Here is a 19839-nt window from a genome sequence, read left to right as displayed (position 1 = left end):
AATCGCTCCCGGCACTATTGCGAAAGTCCCGCCAGAAGCTCGCCGTGACGCTCCTGCTGTACCGACATCCGCAGGCGTTGACTGCGGACAACCGCCAGCAGATCCGCCAACGCCACCGCGAACTGATCGTTCACCACCAGGTAGTCAAACTCAAGGGCGTGCCGACACTCCTCAGCCGCCTCGGCGAGCCGGCGCTCCACCACCTCCGGCGCGTCCGTTCCGCGTCCGGTCAGGCGCTCCCGAAGGACGTCCGACGAGGGGGGCACGATAAATATGCTAACGCATTCCGGCATCAAACGGCGCACCTGTTCGGCGCCCTGCCAGTCGATCTCCAGGATTACGTCCCGGCCTTGCGCAAGGGTGTCGCGAACCCATATGTGGGAGGTGCCGTAGTAGTTCCCGAAAACATCGGCGTGTTCCAGAAAATCGCCCCGCCCGATCATTGCCTCAAAGGCTTCGCGACTCACGAAGTGATAATTCACACCGTCCTGTTCACCCTCGCGCATGGGGCGGGTGGTGTGGGAGACCGAGACGCAGAGCTTCTCGTCATTGCGCAGCATTGCCGCCACAAGGCTGGTCTTCCCGGCACCCGAGGGGGCAGAAACGACATACAACGTACCTTGCTCACCTGCTTGACTCATGAACAAACAACTCCAACCCGCGTGTATTCAGACGGCCGCCCGAAACCGCATCAGCGCCGCGAAAGCGCAGGATTATACGATTTTCGGTCCGCGCCCGCACCTCATTCGAGGTTCTGCACCTGCTCGCGCATCTGCTCGATCAGCACTTTCAGGTCCACCGCAGCGCGGGTTACCCGGGCATCGATGCTTTTGCTGCTCAGCGTGTTGGCCTCCCGGTTCAGCTCCTGCATCAGGAAATCCAGCCGTCGCCCGATGGCGTCATCGCTCTTCAGGGTGTCGCCAACTTCACTGATGTGGGCATCCAGCCGCTCCAGTTCTTCGGCGACGTCACTCTTCTGGGCCAGCATCACCATTTCCTGGGCGACGCGCTCAGGATCCAACTCCACCTTGGCCTTCTCGAAACGGTCGCGCAGACTCTGCTCCTGGGCCACAAGGAGTTCCGGCATCAACTCCCGCACCTCGGATACCAGACGACTCATGGCATCCAGTCGGTCCTCGAAAAGCGGCCTGAGGCGCTCTCCTTCCCGTTCGCGGACACTCACCAGCTCACCGACCGTCTCCTCGAAGAGTTCGGCGGCTGCAGCCCGGGCCGGACCATAATCCTGCTCAGGCACCGACATCACCCCGGGCCAACGGAGGATATCCAGGGCGCTGATGTGCGCGGGATTGTCGAGAATGCGGTTGACGTGATTGGCGGCTTCATTGAGCGCCTTCGCCAGATCATCGCTGACCTCGAAGCTCTGGGAGGACGTATCGGCTGACTGCAGGCGCATGGATACATCGACCTTACCCCGTTTCAACTGCCTTCGAAGTTCTTCGCGGAACTGATTTTCAAGTTCACGAAAGGCCTCCGGCAAGCGAAACGACGGCTCCAGGTACCGATGATTGACCGTGCGAATCTCGCAGGTCAGCGTGCCCCAGTCTCCTTGGGCGTCCCTTCGCGAAAATGCGGTCATACTTCGGATCATGGCAGCTCCGGTCATGGTTGTTGGCATGGAAATCGAGTTTAGCAGGCTCCCAGCGCTGCCGGCGAGTGCAACCCGAGCCAAAGCCATCCGGGCCTTGATCGACGTGTTATACTCCCACTCCTTTCAATACACGCTCAACCGGGACACGTGCCCGGACACCAACTTCAGACTTCAGGAAATACTATGCGACCAAGCGGCAGAACGCCCGAGCAACCCAGAGACGTTCGAATCACCCGTAATTACACCCGTCATGCCGAAGGCTCGGTACTGGTGGAATTCGGGGACACCAAAGTGATCTGCACTGCCTCCGTCGAAAACAAGGTTCCCCCATTCCTGCGCGGTGAAGGCAAAGGCTGGATCACTGCCGAATATGGCATGCTCCCACGCTCCACCGGCAGCCGCATGGGTCGGGAAGCAGCACGCGGCAAACAGGGTGGGCGCACCGTGGAAATCCAACGGCTCATCGGCCGCTCACTCCGGGCCGCCGTCGACCTGAGCGCACTGGGTGAGCACAGCATCACAATCGACTGCGACGTCATCCAGGCAGATGGTGGTACCCGAACCGCCGCCATCACCGGCGGCTGCGTGGCATTGGTGGATGCGCTGAATTTTCTGGTCGCCGAAAAGCGCCTGAAGAAATCACCACTGAAACAGATGGTTGCCGCGTTTTCGGTAGGCGTCTACAAGGGCACTCCGGTGGTCGATCTGGACTACCCGGAAGACTCTGAGGCTGAAACCGACATGAACGTGATCATGACCGATCAGGGAGGGTTCATTGAAATTCAGGGCACCGCCGAAGGCGCGCCTTTCGTTCAGGAAGAACTGGACAGCATGCTAGGCTTGGCCAAGCAGGGAATCGAGAAGCTGTTTGAGATTCAGAAGGCAGCGCTGGAAGGCTGACCCGTCAGTCCGGGGCGCCGTAACGGCACTCCGGACCTAAAACCCGATTTCGATGTCGTAATCCATGATCACGGGTGCGTGATCCGAGAACCGGGTGCTGTCGTCAATCCAACCATCCTGGATGGTATTCCGGATGCCCGGCGTCAACAGTTGGTAATCCACCCGTATACCCGCATTCTTACGTGCACCCTCGGCCTGTTCCGGCCACCAGGTAAACTGATTACTCTGTTTGTTGATTTCCCGGAACGCGTCAATAGAGCCCATCTCATCAAAAAGACGGTCCAACCACGCCCTTTCATGGGGCAGGAAGCCAGAGAAATCATGCTTGTGGTAGAGCGGGCTCGCATCGGTTACGTGGTGAGCAGTCTGCAGGTTGGCGCAGAAGATAAACTGGCGGCGCTTGCGCAAGGTCTTCTGCATATGCAAGCCGAAGGCGTCCATGAATTCGTCCTTGTGATCCAGCACCGTGAGGTCATCCTCACCGAGAAGCTCTTCCTCACGCCCCAGCGCACAAGGAGCCAGCACACAGGCAACCGAAACCTTGTCAAAGTCCGCCTGAATAAAGCGGCCTTCACGGTCCGCCTGCTCGTTGGCGAAACCGTACATGATGGCCTTGGGAAAATGCCGGGTGTAGATACCGACGCCGCCATCTGCGTTGTTTTCGCCGTCAATGAAGTAGGCCTCGTAACCTTCCGGGATGAGATTGTAATCCTCAATCTCGTAGGCCCGCATGCGGTGATCCTGAACGCAAACGACGTCAGCGTCCTGATCGGCCAGCCAGTCGAAGAAACCTTTATCAACGGCCTGCGCAAGACCATTGACGCTGATTGATACTACCCGCATACGTGTTCCCTGATTCGGTTTGTGTGTATGATACCGGTTTTACGCGCTAATTAAAGATCCACACCCGCCAGAAGCCTTGCCATGCACGACTATCAGCAAAATTTCATCGAATTTGCCATTCGCCGGAACGTACTTCGCTTTGGTGAATTCACGCTCAAATCCGGCCGTACCAGTCCGTACTTTTTCAACGCGGGGCTGTTCAACACGGGCGACGACCTCCTTCAGTTAAGCAAAGCTTATGCCGCCGCGATAGAACGCAGTGGGCTGGATTATGACATTATTTTCGGGCCTGCCTATAAGGGCATTCCGTTGGCCACCGTGACGGCCATGGCGCTCGCTACAGACGGTAACAGCAAACCCTTTGCCTTTAACCGCAAGGAAAAGAAAGATCACGGTGAGGGCGGCAATGTGGTCGGCGCGCCATTGCAGGGCAAAGTCCTGATTGTCGACGACGTCATTACCGCAGGCACTGCCATCCGGGAATCCATTGACCTGATCCGCAGCGCCGGCGCCGAGCCGGCAGGTGTGCTGATCGCTCTGGACCGCCAGGAAAAAGGCAACGGGGAGCTGTCCGCCATCCAGGAAGTCGAGCAAGAATTCGGCATCCCGGTTGTCAGCATCATCCGCCTCGAACAGGTTCTGGACTACCTGAAGGCCAATCCGGAATTTTCCGACCACGCCGCGAAGGTGGCCAGTTATCGGGATCGCTACGGAGTCTGATTCATGACCAACCGTTTAACTCCATTCAAAATCGCAGCTGCGATGACGTTGGCACTGGGAATTGTTGCCACCGCTCACGCTGGCATGTACCGGTACACGGATGAAAACGGTCAGGTCGTCATCAGCAACACCATCCCCCAGGAAGCCACCCAGCGGGGTTACGACATTCTCGGCAATAACGGCCGGGTCATCGAAACTGTCGATCCGGCGCCGACCGAAGAAGAAATCGCCGCCCGGGAAGCCGAAAAACAGCGACAGAAAGAGCGGGAAATCCAGCGTGAAAAGGACCGCCTGCTGCTGAAGCGCTACAGTCATCCAGACCAGGCCGTTCGTGCCATGCACCGCAAGGTTCGCGAACTGGAAGGCCTGATCCAGCTGAAGCGGGGCAACATCGCTGTCATCTCGAGCCAGCTGGACAATGAGCAAAGCCGCGCAGCTGACATGGAGCGCGCCGGTCGCGACATTCCGGAGGCCTCGCTGGAAAAGATCCGGCGACTGGAATCCCAGATTCGCGACCTTGAACGGGAAATCGATGTCCAGAACCGGGAAATTGACGCCCTCAAAGCCGATTTCAAAGCCGATATCGAGCGTCTGGAAGAAGTGACCGGGGAGCCGCGCACGCTGTCACTGAATGGGACGGACAAGGACTAGCAGTCGACCGTCCGAAACAAAATGTCCGGACACAAAAAAGGGCGGAGGTTATCAACCTCCGCCCTTTTTACTGAAGACCACCGACACGCGGCGTTCCATCAGGCGTCTTAGGCAGACGCAGTCGTCTTCTTCTCAGAAGAAGTGGTCTTGCGCGTAGTGGTCTTGCGCGCAGCCGGCTTCTTGGTTGTTACTGAAGCCTTGGCACTTTGCGCAGCACTGGTCACTTCGTCAGCGGTTTCGGAGACGGTATCCGCCGCTTCCTTCTCCAGCTTGGCAACCAGATCGGCGGCAAAGTTGCCGAAGCGGCTGTTCAGGCTGCGCAGCTGGTCGAACAGGTTTTCGCTGTACCCGTAGTAACGCTTGCGCAGAGTCTTGACGCTGTATTCGCGAGCTTCGGACTCCAGCTTCTCAGCATAATCAAACGGCTTCGAAGCCAGTTTTTTCTGCTGCTCTTCGGCAGTGTTGATGCCTTTCTCAACGATTTCCTGAATCTGTTCCTGATACGATTTTAGTTTACCCATAACATTTCTCCTTAGGTTTTCTGAAAGCACTTTCGGTCCAGCGGCCTAGCGTCGACTTCCGGCCTTTTCTGAATTTCGACTTCCAAGGTACGGAGAAAAATTAGAATGTTCATACTAAAAGCTGACAGGTGACCCAAGCTCACCGAATTTCCCGATTCCAGACCGGGCACCAGCCACACCTACCAGCGAAACAGCACCCAGCTCGGCACCAGCATGTCGGACTCGGTTTCCCGGATCCAGCCGCCCCCGTCCGAAGGGACGAGGTAGTATTCCGGGCCGACCTCCGGTACCACCTTGATCTCCATGAGCTGGCCGTTCACCCGGTACTCGTAGAAGACCTCATTCTCTCCGGGTCGAATGACAATCTGCGGGCCGTCGCTGCTGGGCTGGTAATCCGAGATCACCACGGGCTCGTCCGGAGTTTCCACGAGCGTCTCATCCAGGGCACCGTCATTCTGGGCAATAACCACTCCGGAAAAACACGCAAGCAGTAACGCTCCGGGAAAGGCGAATCGTTTCATTTTCGTGATACCCTTTTGCCAATTGAATTAAGTACAGATTTGCACAAGCCAACCAACGCTTCAATCAGAATCCGGACCCGTTTTGACATGACTGAGCAAAAGACTCCGCCTGTGGTTCTTGTGGACGGTTCGTCCTACCTTTTCCGCGCCTATCATGCACTTCCCCCGCTCACCACGAGCAAAAACCAGCCGACTGGAGCCATCAAGGGCGTAATCAGCATGCTGCGGCGACTGGAACAGGATTTCCCGGGCTCGAAGATGGTGGTGGTGTTTGACGCCAAGGGCAAAACCTTCCGCCATGACATGTACGAAGAGTACAAAGCCAACCGCCCGCCGATGCCGGACGACCTTGCCTGCCAGATAGAACCCATCCACGAGATCGTGAAGGCCATGGGCCTGCCGCTGCTGATTGTCACCGGCGTGGAAGCGGACGATGTGATCGGCACTCTCGCCCACGAAGCCACCAGCAAGGGCATAGATGTGGTGGTATCCACCGGTGACAAGGACATGGCCCAACTGGTCAGTGATCACGTCACCCTCATCAACACCATGACGGAAACCCGCATGGATCGGGACGGTGTGCGGGAGAAATTCGGGGTAACGCCCGAACAGATCATCGACTATCTGGCGCTGGTCGGCGACAAGGTCGACAACATTCCGGGCGTCAACAAGTGCGGCCCGAAGACGGCGGTAAAGTGGCTTGAGAGCTACCAGGACCTCGACAACCTGATTGAGCACTCGGATGAGATCAAGGGCAAGATCGGCGAGTATCTTCGCGAAGCCACGGAGACCCTGCCCCTGAGTCGGGAGCTGGCCACGATCAAGACCGACGTGGATCTGGACTTCGGGCTCGAAGACCTGAAACTCAGGCAACAGGACGATGACCTGCTCCGGGACCTGTTCAAGGAATACGAGTTCCGGAGCTGGGTCGCGGAGCTGGAGCAAGACCATGGCAACGACGAATCCGCAGATCCGCCTGATGCCCCGAGCAGCCCGCCCGGGGAAAAGAACTATGCCATCATCACCGACCAGGCTGAACTGGACAGCTGGCTGAAACGGTTAAAGGACTCGGATCTGTTCGCCTTCGACACCGAAACCACCAGCCTTCGGTACAGTGACGCCGAGGTGGTCGGGGTATCCTTTGCCGTTGTGCCCGGCGAAGCCGCCTACGTACCCCTGGCGCACGATTACATGGGCGCGCCCGAGCAACTGGACCGTGACGCGGTACTGGACCAACTCAAACCACTGCTGGAAAACCCGAAACAGGCCAAGGTCGGCCAGAACCTCAAGTACGACAAGAACGTACTGGCGAACCACGGCATCAATCTGGAAGGCATCGCCGAGGACACCATGCTGGAGTCCTATGTGCTCAACTCCGTCCTCACGCGCCACGACATGGACAGCCTGGCGCGGCAGTACCTGGATGAGAGCACCATTACCTTCGAGTCCATTGCCGGCAAGGGCGCCAAGCAGCTGACGTTTAACCAGATTGAACTCGAAAAGGCCGGCCCCTACGCGGCTGAAGACGCCGACATCACCCTGCGCCTGCACCAGACGCTGAAACCTCTGCTGAAAAAAACCGGCAGGCTGGAATCGGTATACCGTGAGATCGATCTGCCTCTGGTACCGGTTCTGTCCCGGATGGAACAGCGGGGCACCCTGATCAATGCCGGCACGCTTCGCAGGCACAGCCAGGAGCTGGCCGAACGCATGGCCGAACTTGAGCAGGAAGCCCACGAGGTCGCCGGAGAAACGTTCAATCTCGGCTCCCCGAAGCAACTGCAAGCCATCTTCTACGACAAAATGGGCCTGCCGGTCGTCAAGAAGACCCCCAAGGGCGCCCCCTCAACGGCCGAGCCAGTGCTCCAGGAACTCGCCCACGAACACGAACTGCCACGACTCATTCTTGAGCATCGCAGTCTGAGCAAACTGAAATCCACCTATACGGACACGCTGCCAGAGCTGATCAGTCACCGCACCGGCCGGGTTCATACGTCTTACCACCAGGCAGTTACGGCCACCGGTCGCCTGTCCTCATCCGAGCCCAACCTGCAGAACATCCCGATTCGCAGCGAACAGGGCCGCCGGATTCGTCAGGCCTTCATCGCTCCGGAAGGCTACAAGCTGGTAGCGGCTGACTACTCCCAGATTGAATTGCGCATCATGGCACACCTGTCCGGGGACAAGGGCCTGCTGAGTGCGTTCGAACAGGGCGAGGACATCCACAAAGCGACCGCGGCCGAAGTGTTTGGCGTCGCCGTGGACGAGGTTTCAGGGGACCAACGCCGCAGCGCCAAGGCCATCAACTTTGGCCTGATCTACGGCATGTCCGCGTTCGGCCTGTCCCGCCAGCTGGATGTCGAGCGCAAAGTCGCGCAGGCGTACATTGACCGTTATTTCGAACGCTACCCGGGCGTACTCAGATACATGGACAATATCCGCAAACAGGCCCATGAGGATGGTTTTGTGGAAACCCTGTTCGGCCGGCGCCTCTACCTGCCGGAGATCAATGCCCGTAACAAACAAATGCAGCAGGCTGCCGAACGAACGGCGATCAACGCCCCGATGCAGGGTACGGCGGCCGACATCATTAAACGGGCCATGATTGAGGTTGAGGACTGGCTACTCCGGGAGCATGCCGACGAGGCCAGGATGACTATGCAGGTCCACGACGAACTGATCCTCGAGGTCCGGGAAGCGGCGCTGGACAAAGTCCGGGATGGACTGGTGAAACGGATGTCAGCGGCGGCCAGGCTCGATGTTCCGCTCGTCGTGGAGGCGGGCGTCGGAGACAACTGGGACGAAGCCCATTAACTAACCGGGCTGTCCCGCTCTGTCAGACAACACCGGGCCAAAGCCCGGTGCTTTTCCATTAACGCCCCCAAAACAGGGCAACAGCTCACAAAATGCACCTTAAAAAAGCGTAACCTTCCGACCAAGACGCTGAATTTTCTCCGCTCTCCCCTCCTCCCGACCTTTGATAACAGCACTCCACGGCTTTCTTTCAGAAGCGGCACGAAATTCGCTTTATTTTTCAGTGTCGGCGTTCGCCCGTCCCACTGAAACCAGGCAGCGCCATTCGTGACACATCCAGTCCGAGGTCGTAACCATGACATCTATGGCATCTGAACGAAGCTGGCTGCTGGATCCGGGCCTGCTCAAGCTGGTTCACCAGTGCCGCCGCCTGATTCGCTCCGAATTCGGCGTCAAATTGCACCTCACAGAAGAACATCTGGAACAACAGCTGGCGGAATACGCGAGCAAAACGCGCTCCAGTCACCTGACCCGTACCTGGGAGGCATTGCAGGAAAAGGTGCCGCAACTGTGTGTGGCAATTGACGATGCAGAAGCGCCGAAACGGATGTATCGGGGCCAGGAAATCGCTGAGGACAACAGGCCTGCAGTAGAGGCAAGCGAAGCGGATACAGAAGCGGACCAGGCACGGAAGAAGAAGGTCATCTACCGCGGCCAGGTCATCGGCTGATCAGCAGACGCTGATCAGCCCTGCATCATGATTAGAAGGCCTTGCTGACCTGCACTGACGCACTCCAGGCACTCAACTCGTAAGCGCCCTGATAATTGGCGACCGAGCTCGGCCGGGTCGGGTTCTGGTGCGTGTAGTACCGGTCATCGACTTCCGCGTCATCGGCAAAAATCAGTGTACCAATCGCCGCATCGACCGCCCAACCACTTTGGACATCCTTCCACTGGGCACCCAGGGTCAGCCAGTGCCGGTCTTCCGAGGGAATGCGGGCGGTAACGAACTGGTCAACGGGTGACTCGTCCCAGGCGTAGCCTGCCTTGAACGCCCATGCCGGGGTCGCCTGCCAGATTCCGCCAAGGTTGAACTGCCAGGTGTTCTTCCACTTCTCGGTAATGTGGGTGATGTAGGCTCCCGGGACGCCAGCAATCTCTCCGTTCGGATCCCGGCTGATGATATCCAGCTCCTCGAAACGCCCCCACCTGGCGTAGGTCGCCCCTGCCAGAACCGTGACCTCGTCGGTCAGCTGGTGCCGGGCGCCAAAGGTCACGCTCTCGGGAATCGCCAACGGCACGGTCACCTTTTCATTCAGGGTTGTAGTGTCAGTGAAGGTCGGCGGTACCGGCACATTACTGATTTCCGCATCCCCCTTGAGTTCCAGCTCGGTTCCGGTCTGGGCTGTCAGGCCGAACTGAGTCCGATTCGAGAGCTCATAGAGGAAACCCACCCGGAAGGTAACAGCCACATCATCGCCTTCGATGTCGGCGTAGGGCTCGGGCAGGGCAAGCGCAGCCGGTCCGGCTGTCGAGCTCAGATCCTGATAACGGGTAAGACGGCCCTCGGCGTAGATCAGGTTGAGGCCCGCGCCCATAGACAGTCCCTGGCCGTTGCTGACTGAGACGGAAGGTGTAAAGGCAATGGCCGTCAGCTCGGTCTTGTCGGCAAAGAAGCGACCGGCGAAATCGTCGTCGTAATCGGCGGCCAATCCGTAGGGCGCGTGAATACCGAAGCCGACGTCGATCTCGTCACTGACTTCGTGGCTCAGGTAAAAGTTGGGCAGGACCGCAGGGTCGGAAATATCGCCACCGTTGGTGGCAGGCCGCACCGGAACTGCAGGGTTTTCACGGGTTGCGGAAATGCTGTCCTGCTTCGCTTCGGCATCAATATCCAGTACTGCGGCACCAAACGAGACATTGGTCCCGGACAGCTGGCTCATGCCAGCCGGATTGAACAGCACCGTGGTGGCATTTTCCGGGTTGGCCGCCGCACCGGCGTTCGCCGTGCCCATAGCACTGGCACTTTGCTCATTCAGGGAAAAACCGCCAGCCAGCGCCGTGGCCGGCCCGGTGATGGCGGCCAGAGTGGTCAGGCGAACGGCTCGCGCAAGCAGTGTGGATCTCATGTGCAGGTATCTCCTTTTTAATTCGGCGCGGAGTATACGCAGCACGGGCTAATGGCCTCAAATGCCAATCCTACTGGTTCGCGAGACTAACAATTTACGACTTTTGTCTAATCACCCTGGATCGACAGCTTGTCGACTGTCGAGGACAACTGATCCGCTCCCTGGGCATCGGCACCCAACTTGATCATCAGACGCAGATCGTTGGCGGAATCGGCGTGGGCGAGTGCATCTTCATAGGTAATCGAACCTTCCGCGTAAAGCCGGTAGAGTGCCTGATCAAAGGTCTGCATGCCCGATTCGGTGGATTTGGACATCAGTTCCTTGAGCTTGTGCACCTCGGCCTTGCGGATCATGTCGGCCACCAGAGGCGTATTGATCAGGACCTCGATTACCGCCTTCCGGCCCTTGCCATCCGGTGTCGGGACCAGTTGCTGGGCCACGATCGCCTTGAGGTTGAGGGACAGGTCCATCCAGATCTGGTTGTGCTGTTCGGGCGGGAAGAACTGGATAATCCGGTCCAGCGCCTGGTTGGCGTTGTTGGCGTGCAGGGTCGCCAGGCACAGGTGGCCGGTTTCGGCAAACTGAACGGAATACTCCATGGTCTGGCGGGTCCGGACCTCGCCGATCAGGATTACGTCGGGCGCCTGACGCAGGGTGTTCTTCAGGGCCACCTCAAAGCTTTCGGTATCGATCCCCACCTCACGCTGGGTAACGATGCAGCCCTGGTGCTGGTGGACGAATTCGATCGGGTCTTCGATGGAGATGATATGCCCCCGGCTGTTCCGGTTCCGATGCCCCAGCATCGCCGCGAGCGACGTTGACTTGCCGGTACCGGTGGCGCCCACGAACATGATCAGGCCCCGTTTGGTCATCGCCAGGTCCTTGACCACCTCCGGCAACGACAGGTCATCGATCTGGGGAATCTTCACCTCGATCCGACGCAGCACCATGCCGCACAGGTTCCGCTGGAAGAAGGCGCTCACCCGGAAACGGCCGATGCCCCTGGCACTGATCGCGAAGTTGCATTCGTGGCTTTCCTCAAACTCGGCCCGCTGCTTGTCGTTCATGGCACCGTAGACGAATTCCCGGGTCTGTTCCGGAGTCAGCGCATTCTTGGTGACCGGTAGCACCTTGCCGTTCACCTTCATGCTGGGCGGAACTCCTGCCGTGATGAACAGGTCCGAGCCCCCTTTTTCAACCATCAGACGAAGCAGCTTTTCAAATTCCATGAGAATACCTGTGGCGGTTCTTGTTTCTTGTCAGTCGCGGATCAGAAGTTGTCCGGCATCTTGGCTTTGGCTCGTGCCGCATCCCTGGAGATCAGCCCCTTCTGCAGCAGGCGCTCCAGGCACTGGTCCAGGGTCTGCATGCCCAGGGAGCCACCGGTCTGGATGGACGAATACATCTGGGCGATCTTGTCTTCTCGGATCAGGTTTCGAATGGCCGCAGTACCGATCATGATCTCGTGGGCCGCGATCCGGCCACCGCCCATTTTCTTCATCAGCGTCTGGGAAATAACCGCCTGCAGCGACTCGGACAGCATGGACCGGACCATGGACTTTTCTTCCGCCGGAAACACGTCGACGACCCGGTCAATGGTCTTGGCGGCCGAGGTGGTGTGCAGGGTGCCGAACACCAGGTGGCCGGTTTCGGCCGCAGTCAGCGCCAGCCGGATGGTCTCCAGGTCCCGCAGCTCGCCCACCAGGATGATGTCGGGGTCTTCCCGCAGGGCGGAACGAAGCGCTTCGTTAAAGCCCAAGGTATCCCGGTGCACTTCCCGCTGGTTCAACAAACACTTCTTGGATTCGTGCACGAATTCGATCGGATCCTCGATCGTGAGGATATGCTCGTAACGGGTGTCGTTGATGTAGTCAATCATCGCCGCCAGCGTGGTGGACTTACCGGAACCGGTCGGTCCGGTCACCAACACGAGGCCACGGGGTACCGAGGCAATATCCTTGAAGGTCTGGCCCATGCCCAGATCTTCCATGGTCAGGACTTTGGAGGGGATGGTCCGGAAGACCGCACCGGCGCCACGGTTCTGGTTGAAGGCGTTGACACGGAAGCGGGCGACCCCCGGCACTTCGAACGAGAAGTCGGTTTCCAGGAATTCCTCGTAGTCCTTACGCTGCTTGTCGTTCATGATGTCGTAGATCAGCCCGTGAACCTCTTTGTGCTCCATGGGCGGCAGGTTGATCCGACGGACATCGCCGTCAACACGAATCATCGGCGGCAGGCCAGCAGACAGGTGCAAGTCAGACGCACCCTGTTTGGCCGAAAAGGCAAGCAGTTCAGTAATATCCATAGGAATCCTCGGAAGGCTTTTTCTTTTATTCCGGCAGCGCCGGCCCGGCGGATTCCCCGATGCAGTTCACTTGGCATTTCAGTGACCTGTGGGTAACGTGTCACCGTACAGGTGGCGGACCGGACGTGGCGATTTCACAGTATGAGCAGCATAGCAGACAACATCGGGAGCGTAACCCGACGCATACAAAAAGCAACATTGCAGGCGGGCCGGGAGCCCGGCTCTGTGCACCTGTTGGCAGTCAGCAAGACCCGTCCGGCCGAAGATCTCCGGGAAGCGATCGCCGCCGGCCAGACCGCGTTCGGGGAAAACTACCTTCAGGAAGCCCTCGACAAGATAGACGCGCTTGCCGACCTGCCGGATATCCACTGGCACTTCATCGGCCCGATCCAGTCAAACAAGACCCGCCAGATTGCCGCCGCATTCTCCTGGGTACACAGCGTGGACCGTCTGAAAGTAGCCCGCCGGCTCAGCGAACAGAGAGCCGCGACCATGGGGCCATTGAATATCTGCCTTCAGGTCAACATAAACGAAGAAGACAGCAAGGCGGGATGTGGGCTAGAGGAATTGCCCGACCTGGTCTCCGAGATCGGCGAGCTGCCAAATTTGTCTCTGCGTGGCCTGATGGCAATCCCTGATCCCGACCAACCCGAAGCCGATCTGCGCCTCAGCTTCCGCAAACTCGCTGGGGCGCTGAAGGATCTGAAAGCGAGACACCCGGGCGCAGGCCCCCTCGACACCCTCTCCATGGGCATGTCTGGTGATCTGGAGCTGGCCATTGCCGAAGGTGCTACCTGGGTGCGGGTTGGCACGGACGTTTTCGGGGCCCGCCCGGCGAAGAGCTGAAACCGCCCGTTCCTGCTATGATCAGGTCCGGACGTTTAACCGATCAACCGTTGGAGTGAACCTTGAGCACATCACCAACCATCTCATTCATTGGTGCCGGCAACATGGCCAGCGCCATCATTGGCGGTATGCTGGACAGCGGCTATAAGGCCGCTGATATCTGGGTCAGTGCCCCGGACGATGGCCACCTGCAGTCCATCCGCAAGAAATTCGGCGTAAGCGTCACAACCGACAACCGATACTGCGCCCAGCAGGCAGACATGGTGGTCCTTGCGGTCAAACCGCAAGTCATGGCGGACGTTTGCCGCGATATCGCTCCCGTGGTGCAGAACACCCGGCCATTGATGGTCTCCATCGCGGCCGGACTGACAGCAGATACCCTCGATGGTTGGCTGGCCGGCGGCCTCCCCCTGGTTCGGGTCATGCCCAACACCCCGTCACTGGTTGGCAAGGGCGCGGCGGGCCTGTTCGCCAACGACCAGGTTGAGGAAGAGCAGAAGAAGATGGTCCAGTCGGTGTTCGAGAGCATCGGTTCCGCGCTGTGGGTCGACGACGAAAACCTGCTGCACGGTGTCACAGCCCTCTCCGGCAGTGGCCCGGCCTATTTCTTCCTGATGCTTGAAGCCTTGGAAGAGGCGGCCACCGAAGCGGGCATCGCCCCGGACACGGCCCGCGAACTGGCTATTCAGACCATGGCCGGGGCCGCGGAAATGGCCGCACGCAGCGAAGACGACCCCGGTCAGCTCAAACGCAACGTCATGTCTCCTGGCGGCACCACCGAACAGGCCATCAACACCTTTGAAGAAGGCGGCATGCGCGATCTGGTCCGCAAAGCGTATAAGGCGGCCTTCAGGCGCTCGGAAGAAATGGCCAGTGAACTGGCAGGCAAACAGTAACCGATAACGGAGACACGGCTTCATGCTGGCAGAAATCCTGATTACGATCCTGCTCATCGCGTCCACCTTTTACATGACCATTGTCCTGCTGCGGTTCCTGCTGCAGCTGGCCCGTGCCGATTTCTACAATCCTATTTCCCAGTTCGTGGTCAAGGCCACCAATCCGCTGCTGCGCCCCCTGCGCCGTTTCATTCCGGGCTGGGGCGGCATTGATGGTGCCTCGCTCGTCCTGGCCATCATTATCCAGGCCATCACCTTTTTCCTGATCCTGATTGCCCTGAACGGCGGCATTCCCGCCATCAACCCCGTCACCTTGCTGGTTTGGGCGGTGCTCAGCGTCCTGGACCTGATCGTGAAGATCTACTTCTGGTCGGTGATTGCCGTCGTGGTGGTGAGCTGGATTGCTCCGGGCAGCGGCCATCCCGCGATTCAGCTGGTGGCCCAGATCACCGAGCCGGTCATGCGCCCGGTGCGCAATATCATGCCGTCCATGGGTGGCCTGGACCTTTCACCCATCATCGTATTCCTGATTCTGAACGTGATTTCGGTCGTCATTGAGCACATGAAAATGGCCGCCGGGCTCGGCTCAATCGGCCTCGGAATGTAAACCGCGTCTCACTGATACACTTCGTAACAGTTCGCGACGAAATCCAAAATACCGAAGCTGCAAAGTCATCCCTCTGATTTTGCAGCTTTTTTATTGTAATTCCTGCCGATTTCAACGACAGTCTGCAAAGCACCCGCCCACAAAGATCCGGTTAACAGGATAGTATTACCGGTAATTAATCCGTTACCCGAAAGCATTGTGCCCCAAGCACCCGGTAGTCGCGCAGAAGGAAGATCCAATGAAACAACAGGGAACTCTGTCGCAGCAGGTAGAGGCATACCACAACTGGAAAAAAGAGCTGATTCGCCAGATCGGCCGATACCGGTTATGGCTGCAGGACAACAACCTGTTTTCCGACGATGTCAGCACCCGAATCCGCCACGGCCTTGAGCTGCTGATTGAAGACGAACTGACCATCGCTTTCGTGGGTGAATACTCACGGGGCAAAACGGAGCTGATCAACGCCCTGTTCTTCTCGGAATATGGCCAGCGCATGCTGCCGTCCCAGGCGGGGCGGACTACCATGTGCCCTACAGAACTATTTTTTGACCGGAACGCCAATCAGAACTACCTGCTGCTACTGCCCATTGAGACCCGAACCGGGGAGCTGTCCCTGCAGCAGTTGCGCAAGCAACCGGAACGCTGGGTCAAGCACGAACTGGACGAGCGTGACCCGGAGATCATGCGTGAGGTTCTGGCCGAGGTGGCCCGGGTCAAGAGCGTCCCCCCCGACGAGGCCCGAAACCTCGGCTTCGACGAGGACATGCTGGAGCACGACCGTAACAACCCCGGCAACGTTCTGGTACCGGCGTGGCGCAATGCCCAGATCAGTATTCGCCACCCACTCTTTGAGCGGGGCCTGCGGATTCTGGACACACCCGGCTTGAACGCACTGGGTTCGGAACCGGAGCTGACCATCAGCATGCTGCCCCGGGCACACGCCGTCATCTTTGTGCTGAGTGCCGATACCGGCGTAACCGCCAGCGACATGACCATCTGGAAAGAGCACATCGATACCGAGCACGCCGATCACCGTGCCGGGCGCTTTGCGGTGCTGAACAAGATCGACGTGCTCTGGGACGACCTGCAGGGCGAAAAGCACACTCAGGATGCCATTGATCGGGTCCGCACCTACACCGCCGATCATCTCGGCATCCGCCAGCACGACGTCATCCCACTGTCGGCCAAACAGGGCTTGGTGGCCCGTGTCCGGCAGGACGAAGACCTGTTTGATCGCTCCAACATCGGGCGGCTGGAACAGCTCATTATCCAGCGCATCCTGATGCACAAAGAACAGCTGATCACCCAGAGCCTGATCAATGACCTCCTGGGCATGCTTCAGAACAGCCAGGCCGCCATGCAAACCCGGCTCGATTCCCTGGAGGAAGAGCTTGAGGCCTGTTCCGGCGTCACCATGGACAAACAAGCCCTGAGCCGACTGGCCGACCGAGCCCAGAAGGATTACGACTTCTACTACAAGAAGCTGATCACCCTGCGTTCCAGCCGCCGCCTGATGAATTCACAGGGTGAGCTGCTGAAAAACCTGGTCAGCGAGGAGCGTTTCGAGGGCCATGCCGACCGGATTCGCCACTCCATGTCGAAAAGCTGGACCACCGCCGGAATGAATCGTGCCATGGACCAGTTTTTTGAATTGCTGGAAAGCGACCTGACCAACCTGCTGAGCGAAGGGCATCTGGCGGAGAAAATGGTAGGCGCCATCTACCGTCGCTATAACGAAGACACCCGGGCCCGTCATCTCGAGCCGATTCCGCTGCGGTCGGGCCGGCACGTAATCGCCATTCGCGAACTTCGCAAGAAAGCCCGGCGTTTCCGCATCAGCCCCAAGAACCTGCTGACCGAGCAATCCCTGCTGGTGCGCCGTTTCTTCAACGTCATGGTCGGCGAAGCCAGGACGCTGCATGGCCGGGTCCGGGCCGATGTCGAGCGCTGGCCCCAGGAGGCGCTGCTGCCCATCATGCAGTACTCCATGGAACAGAAGCAGCTCCTGGAGCACCAGATCCGGCGCTTGCGGGACATGGTTCGCAGTGACCGCGATGGTCGGGCCGAGCGGGAACGACTGAACCACACCATTTCAGACCTGCGGCGCCAACTGGAACTGGCCGACGCCATGCAGCGTCAGATCCGGAAACCGGCTCCGACCTTGATCCAGCAGAAGGTCGTCAATATCTCCGGGGCAGTCTAAGCTCCGGCGCCCACAGCGCCTCCGGTTGCAGCCATGACGGCCCGGCTTTAAACTGCTGGGCTGGCAATGACTTTGTCATTGCTGTTCCAGACACTTACGGATCGAACCAGGAACCTGTCGCGCCAATGCCCGATTCCCTCCCTGCGGATTCTGTCGGGATTGTTTCCCCGCAGATTTATCATTTTGATACGCCCATAGATCTGGCCTGCGGTCAGGCGCTGGACAGCTACGACCTGGTTGTTGAGACCTACGGCGAACTGAACGCGGACGCCACCAACGCCGTCCTGATCTGCCATGCTCTGAGCGGGCATCACCACGCCGCCGGTTACCATGCCATGGACGAGCGCAAGCCCGGCTGGTGGGACAGTTGCATTGGCCCCGGCAAGCCCATCGACACCAATCGATTCTTTGTGGTGAGCCTGAACAACCTGGGCGGCTGTCACGGCAGTACCGGGCCCAGCAGCAACAATCCGGCCACGGGCAAGCCCTATGGCCCGGATTTTCCGGTCATTACCGTCGGCGATTGGGTAAAGAGCCAGGCCCTGCTCGCCGACCGGCTGGGCATCCAGTGCTGGGCCGCCGTTGTCGGCGGGTCGCTGGGCGGCATGCAGGCGCTGCAGTGGAGCCTGGATTATCCCGACCGACTCAAACACTCGGTGGTGATTGCGTCCACACCCAGACTGACGGCCCAGAACATCGCGTTCAACGAGGTCGCCCGACAGGCGATCACCTCGGACCGGGAATTTCACGGCGGGCGCTACTACGATTTCGACGTCGTGCCCCGGCGCGGCCTGATGCTGGCCAGGATGGTGGGGCACATCACCTACCTGTCCGACGCCTCCATGGGCGAAAAATTCGGTCGCGAACTGCGGGACCAGGCCTACAAGTTTGGCTACGACGCCGAGTTCCAGGTGGAAAGCTACCTTCGATACCAGGGCGAGCGCTTTTCCGAAACCTTCGACGCCAATACCTATCTGCTGATGACCCGGGCGCTGGATTACTTTGACCCGGCCTACGACTACGGCGGCGATCTCTCCCGGGCCCTGGCCGGCACCAAATGCGAGTTTCTAGTGCTGTCCTTCAGCACCGACTGGCGTTTCAACCCGGGTCGGTCCGAGGAAATGGTCAATGCCATGATCGCCGCCCGCCGGAAAGTCAGTTATTCCGAGATTGACGCGCCCTGGGGCCATGATGCCTTCCTGATTCCAACCCCGAGGTATACCGATGTCTTCACCGCCTATATGGATCGCGTTGCACGGGAGGTAGGCGCATGAGACCGGACCTCGAAATTATCCAGCAGTGGATCAAGCCCGGGCATCATGTGCTCGATCTTGGCTGCGGCGACGGCACCCTGCTCGACTACCTGCAACGGGAACGCGGCGCCAGTGGTTTTGGCCTGGAGATCAACCCGGAACACATAACCACGTGCATGGGCCGGGGCGTGGCGGTGATCGAGCAGAACATCGACACCCAGGGACTCGGCAATTTTGATGATGCCAGCTTTGACACCGTCCTGATGACCCAGGCCCTCCAGGCCGTGCGCCGGCCGGACAAGGTGCTGGATGAAATGTTGCGGGTAGGCCGCGAAGGCATCGTCACCTTCCCCAACTTTGCCCACTGGCGACTGCGCTGGGGACTGGCACTCAGCGGTCGCATGCCCGAATCCGAAGCACTACCGTATAAATGGTATAACACCCCCAACATCCGGTTGTGCACCTTCAAGGATTTTGAAGCCCTGTGCCGCCAGAAAGGCATTCGCATCAAGAGCCGACGGGTGGTTGATGGCCAGCACCAGAACAGCTGGCTGGCCCGACTGTGGCCCAACCTGTTGGGGGAAATTGCCATTTACCGCATCACACGGGAGAACGAGCAATGATCACCGCAAGGCGTCGAACCCTCATCCAGTTTGCCCTGTTCGCACTGCTCTGGCCTGGATTCTCAATCCACGCCCAGGCGGCCGGAAACACCGATTTCGGGGACTACCAGGTGCACTGGAGCGTACTGCCCAGCACGTTCATAGCGCCGGAAGTTGCCCGGGCCAATGACCTGCAGCGAAGCAAAGGCATTGGCATCGTGAACATTTCCATCATGAAAGAGAATGACGATGGAACTCTATCCCCAGTCAGTGGTCAGGTTGAAGGCAAGGTCACCAATGACGTCCAGCAGGTGCGGTTCCTGGCGTTCCGGCGGATCCAGGAAGGTGATGCGGTCTACTTTATCGCGGAATATCAGTACAGCTCCGGCGAACTTATGACCTTCAACATCACCGCGCGCCCGACCGGGGCCACCCGGGACCTGCCGGTACGGTTTGCCCACACACTGTTTAGTGACTGA

Annotated in this window: 20 protein-coding genes; 12 read left to right on the top strand and 8 right to left on the bottom strand. The window is 59.0% G+C overall.

Going from position 1 to position 19839, the window contains the following annotated elements; genetic code table 11:
- Nucleotides 1-14: 14 nt before the first annotated feature.
- Together gmk and QQF73_RS14625 are read right to left on the bottom strand one after the other, a co-directional pair.
- Nucleotides 15-641, bottom strand: a complete 627-nt coding sequence (gene gmk, locus QQF73_RS14630; RefSeq protein WP_219867952.1) for a guanylate kinase — start codon at nucleotides 639-641, stop codon at nucleotides 15-17.
- A gap of 101 nt (nucleotides 642-742) precedes the next feature.
- Nucleotides 743-1609 (bottom strand): YicC/YloC family endoribonuclease, encoded by an 867-nt coding sequence (locus QQF73_RS14625; RefSeq protein WP_285368635.1) that lies wholly within the window; start codon nucleotides 1607-1609, stop codon nucleotides 743-745.
- 183 nt (nucleotides 1610-1792) lie between these two features.
- Between QQF73_RS14625 and rph the strand changes: the two genes are divergently transcribed.
- On the top strand, nucleotides 1793-2509 hold the full coding sequence (gene rph, locus QQF73_RS14620) for a ribonuclease PH (protein WP_219867950.1): 717 nt from the start codon (nucleotides 1793-1795) through the stop codon (nucleotides 2507-2509).
- 36 nt (nucleotides 2510-2545) lie between these two features.
- On the opposite strand, the gene QQF73_RS14615 is transcribed toward rph, so the two are convergent.
- On the bottom strand, nucleotides 2546-3352 hold the full coding sequence (locus QQF73_RS14615) for an exodeoxyribonuclease III (RefSeq protein ID WP_219867949.1): 807 nt from the start codon (nucleotides 3350-3352) through the stop codon (nucleotides 2546-2548).
- An 81-nt stretch (nucleotides 3353-3433) separates the two neighbouring features.
- Between QQF73_RS14615 and pyrE the strand changes: the two genes are divergently transcribed.
- The gene (pyrE, locus tag QQF73_RS14610) at nucleotides 3434-4072 is read left to right on the top strand and encodes an orotate phosphoribosyltransferase (RefSeq protein ID WP_219867948.1); all 639 of its coding nucleotides are present in this window, start codon (nucleotides 3434-3436) and stop codon (nucleotides 4070-4072) included.
- Nucleotides 4073-4075: 3 nt separating this feature from the next.
- On the top strand, nucleotides 4076-4723 hold the full coding sequence (locus QQF73_RS14605) for a DUF4124 domain-containing protein (RefSeq protein ID WP_219867947.1): 648 nt from the start codon (nucleotides 4076-4078) through the stop codon (nucleotides 4721-4723).
- A 107-nt stretch (nucleotides 4724-4830) separates the two neighbouring features.
- Here the strand turns inward: QQF73_RS14605 and QQF73_RS14600 are convergent, their stop codons facing one another.
- Together QQF73_RS14600 and QQF73_RS14595 are read right to left on the bottom strand one after the other, a co-directional pair.
- A complete protein-coding gene (locus QQF73_RS14600; protein WP_219867946.1) occupies nucleotides 4831-5244 on the bottom strand; it encodes a hypothetical protein in 414 nt (137 codons plus the stop codon).
- Nucleotides 5245-5423: 179 nt separating this feature from the next.
- A complete protein-coding gene (locus QQF73_RS14595) occupies nucleotides 5424-5765 on the bottom strand; it encodes a DUF2782 domain-containing protein (protein ID WP_219867945.1) in 342 nt (113 codons plus the stop codon).
- Nucleotides 5766-5852: 87 nt separating this feature from the next.
- On the opposite strand from QQF73_RS14595, the gene polA reads away from it, so the two are divergent.
- Together polA and QQF73_RS14585 are read left to right on the top strand one after the other, a co-directional pair.
- Nucleotides 5853-8579 (top strand): DNA polymerase I, encoded by a 2727-nt coding sequence (gene polA / locus QQF73_RS14590; protein ID WP_285368633.1) that lies wholly within the window; start codon nucleotides 5853-5855, stop codon nucleotides 8577-8579.
- Nucleotides 8580-8874: 295 nt separating this feature from the next.
- Nucleotides 8875-9249 (top strand): hypothetical protein, encoded by a 375-nt coding sequence (locus QQF73_RS14585; RefSeq protein ID WP_219867943.1) that lies wholly within the window; start codon nucleotides 8875-8877, stop codon nucleotides 9247-9249.
- A 31-nt stretch (nucleotides 9250-9280) separates the two neighbouring features.
- On the opposite strand, the gene QQF73_RS14580 is transcribed toward QQF73_RS14585, so the two are convergent.
- From QQF73_RS14580 to QQF73_RS14570, 3 genes are all read right to left on the bottom strand, one after another.
- Nucleotides 9281-10654: an OmpP1/FadL family transporter gene (locus QQF73_RS14580; RefSeq protein WP_416383215.1), complete on the bottom strand. Its 1374-nt coding sequence runs from the start codon at nucleotides 10652-10654 to the stop codon at nucleotides 9281-9283.
- 101 nt (nucleotides 10655-10755) lie between these two features.
- Nucleotides 10756-11877: a PilT/PilU family type 4a pilus ATPase gene (locus QQF73_RS14575; protein ID WP_219867941.1), complete on the bottom strand. Its 1122-nt coding sequence runs from the start codon at nucleotides 11875-11877 to the stop codon at nucleotides 10756-10758.
- A 41-nt stretch (nucleotides 11878-11918) separates the two neighbouring features.
- Entirely contained in the window at nucleotides 11919-12953 is a 1035-nt protein-coding gene (locus QQF73_RS14570) for a type IV pilus twitching motility protein PilT (RefSeq protein ID WP_219867940.1), read from the bottom strand.
- Nucleotides 12954-13094: 141 nt separating this feature from the next.
- On the opposite strand from QQF73_RS14570, the gene QQF73_RS14565 reads away from it, so the two are divergent.
- The 7 genes from QQF73_RS14565 (at nucleotide 13095) to QQF73_RS14535 (ending at nucleotide 19839) form a co-directional block, all read left to right on the top strand.
- A complete protein-coding gene (locus QQF73_RS14565) occupies nucleotides 13095-13799 on the top strand; it encodes a YggS family pyridoxal phosphate-dependent enzyme (protein WP_219867939.1) in 705 nt (234 codons plus the stop codon).
- A gap of 62 nt (nucleotides 13800-13861) precedes the next feature.
- Entirely contained in the window at nucleotides 13862-14695 is an 834-nt protein-coding gene (gene proC / locus QQF73_RS14560) for a pyrroline-5-carboxylate reductase (protein WP_219867938.1), read from the top strand.
- Between the two features lie 22 nt (nucleotides 14696-14717).
- Nucleotides 14718-15302: a YggT family protein gene (locus tag QQF73_RS14555; protein WP_219867937.1), complete on the top strand. Its 585-nt coding sequence runs from the start codon at nucleotides 14718-14720 to the stop codon at nucleotides 15300-15302.
- Nucleotides 15303-15540: 238 nt separating this feature from the next.
- Complete coding sequence (locus QQF73_RS14550; protein ID WP_285368629.1) at nucleotides 15541-17505, top strand: dynamin family protein; 1965 nt, start codon at nucleotides 15541-15543, stop codon at nucleotides 17503-17505.
- Nucleotides 17506-17630: 125 nt separating this feature from the next.
- Nucleotides 17631-18779, top strand: coding sequence for a homoserine O-succinyltransferase MetX (gene metX, locus QQF73_RS14545; protein WP_219867935.1), 1149 nt, complete (start codon nucleotides 17631-17633; stop codon nucleotides 18777-18779).
- Nucleotides 18776-19381 (top strand): methionine biosynthesis protein MetW, encoded by a 606-nt coding sequence (metW, locus tag QQF73_RS14540; RefSeq protein ID WP_219867934.1) that lies wholly within the window; start codon nucleotides 18776-18778, stop codon nucleotides 19379-19381. The genes metX and metW overlap by 4 nt, the downstream gene beginning before the upstream one ends.
- A complete protein-coding gene (locus QQF73_RS14535) occupies nucleotides 19378-19839 on the top strand; it encodes a DUF4426 domain-containing protein (RefSeq protein ID WP_219867933.1) in 462 nt (153 codons plus the stop codon). Before metW ends, QQF73_RS14535 begins: the two co-directional genes overlap by 4 nt.

Origin of the sequence: Marinobacter albus, from assembly GCF_030238305.1 — a bacterium.
GTDB classification, from domain to species: Bacteria; Pseudomonadota; Gammaproteobacteria; order Pseudomonadales; family Oleiphilaceae; genus Marinobacter; species Marinobacter albus.
Note: the sequence above shows the minus strand (reverse complement) of the source record. Positions and strands in the feature narration are given on the sequence as shown.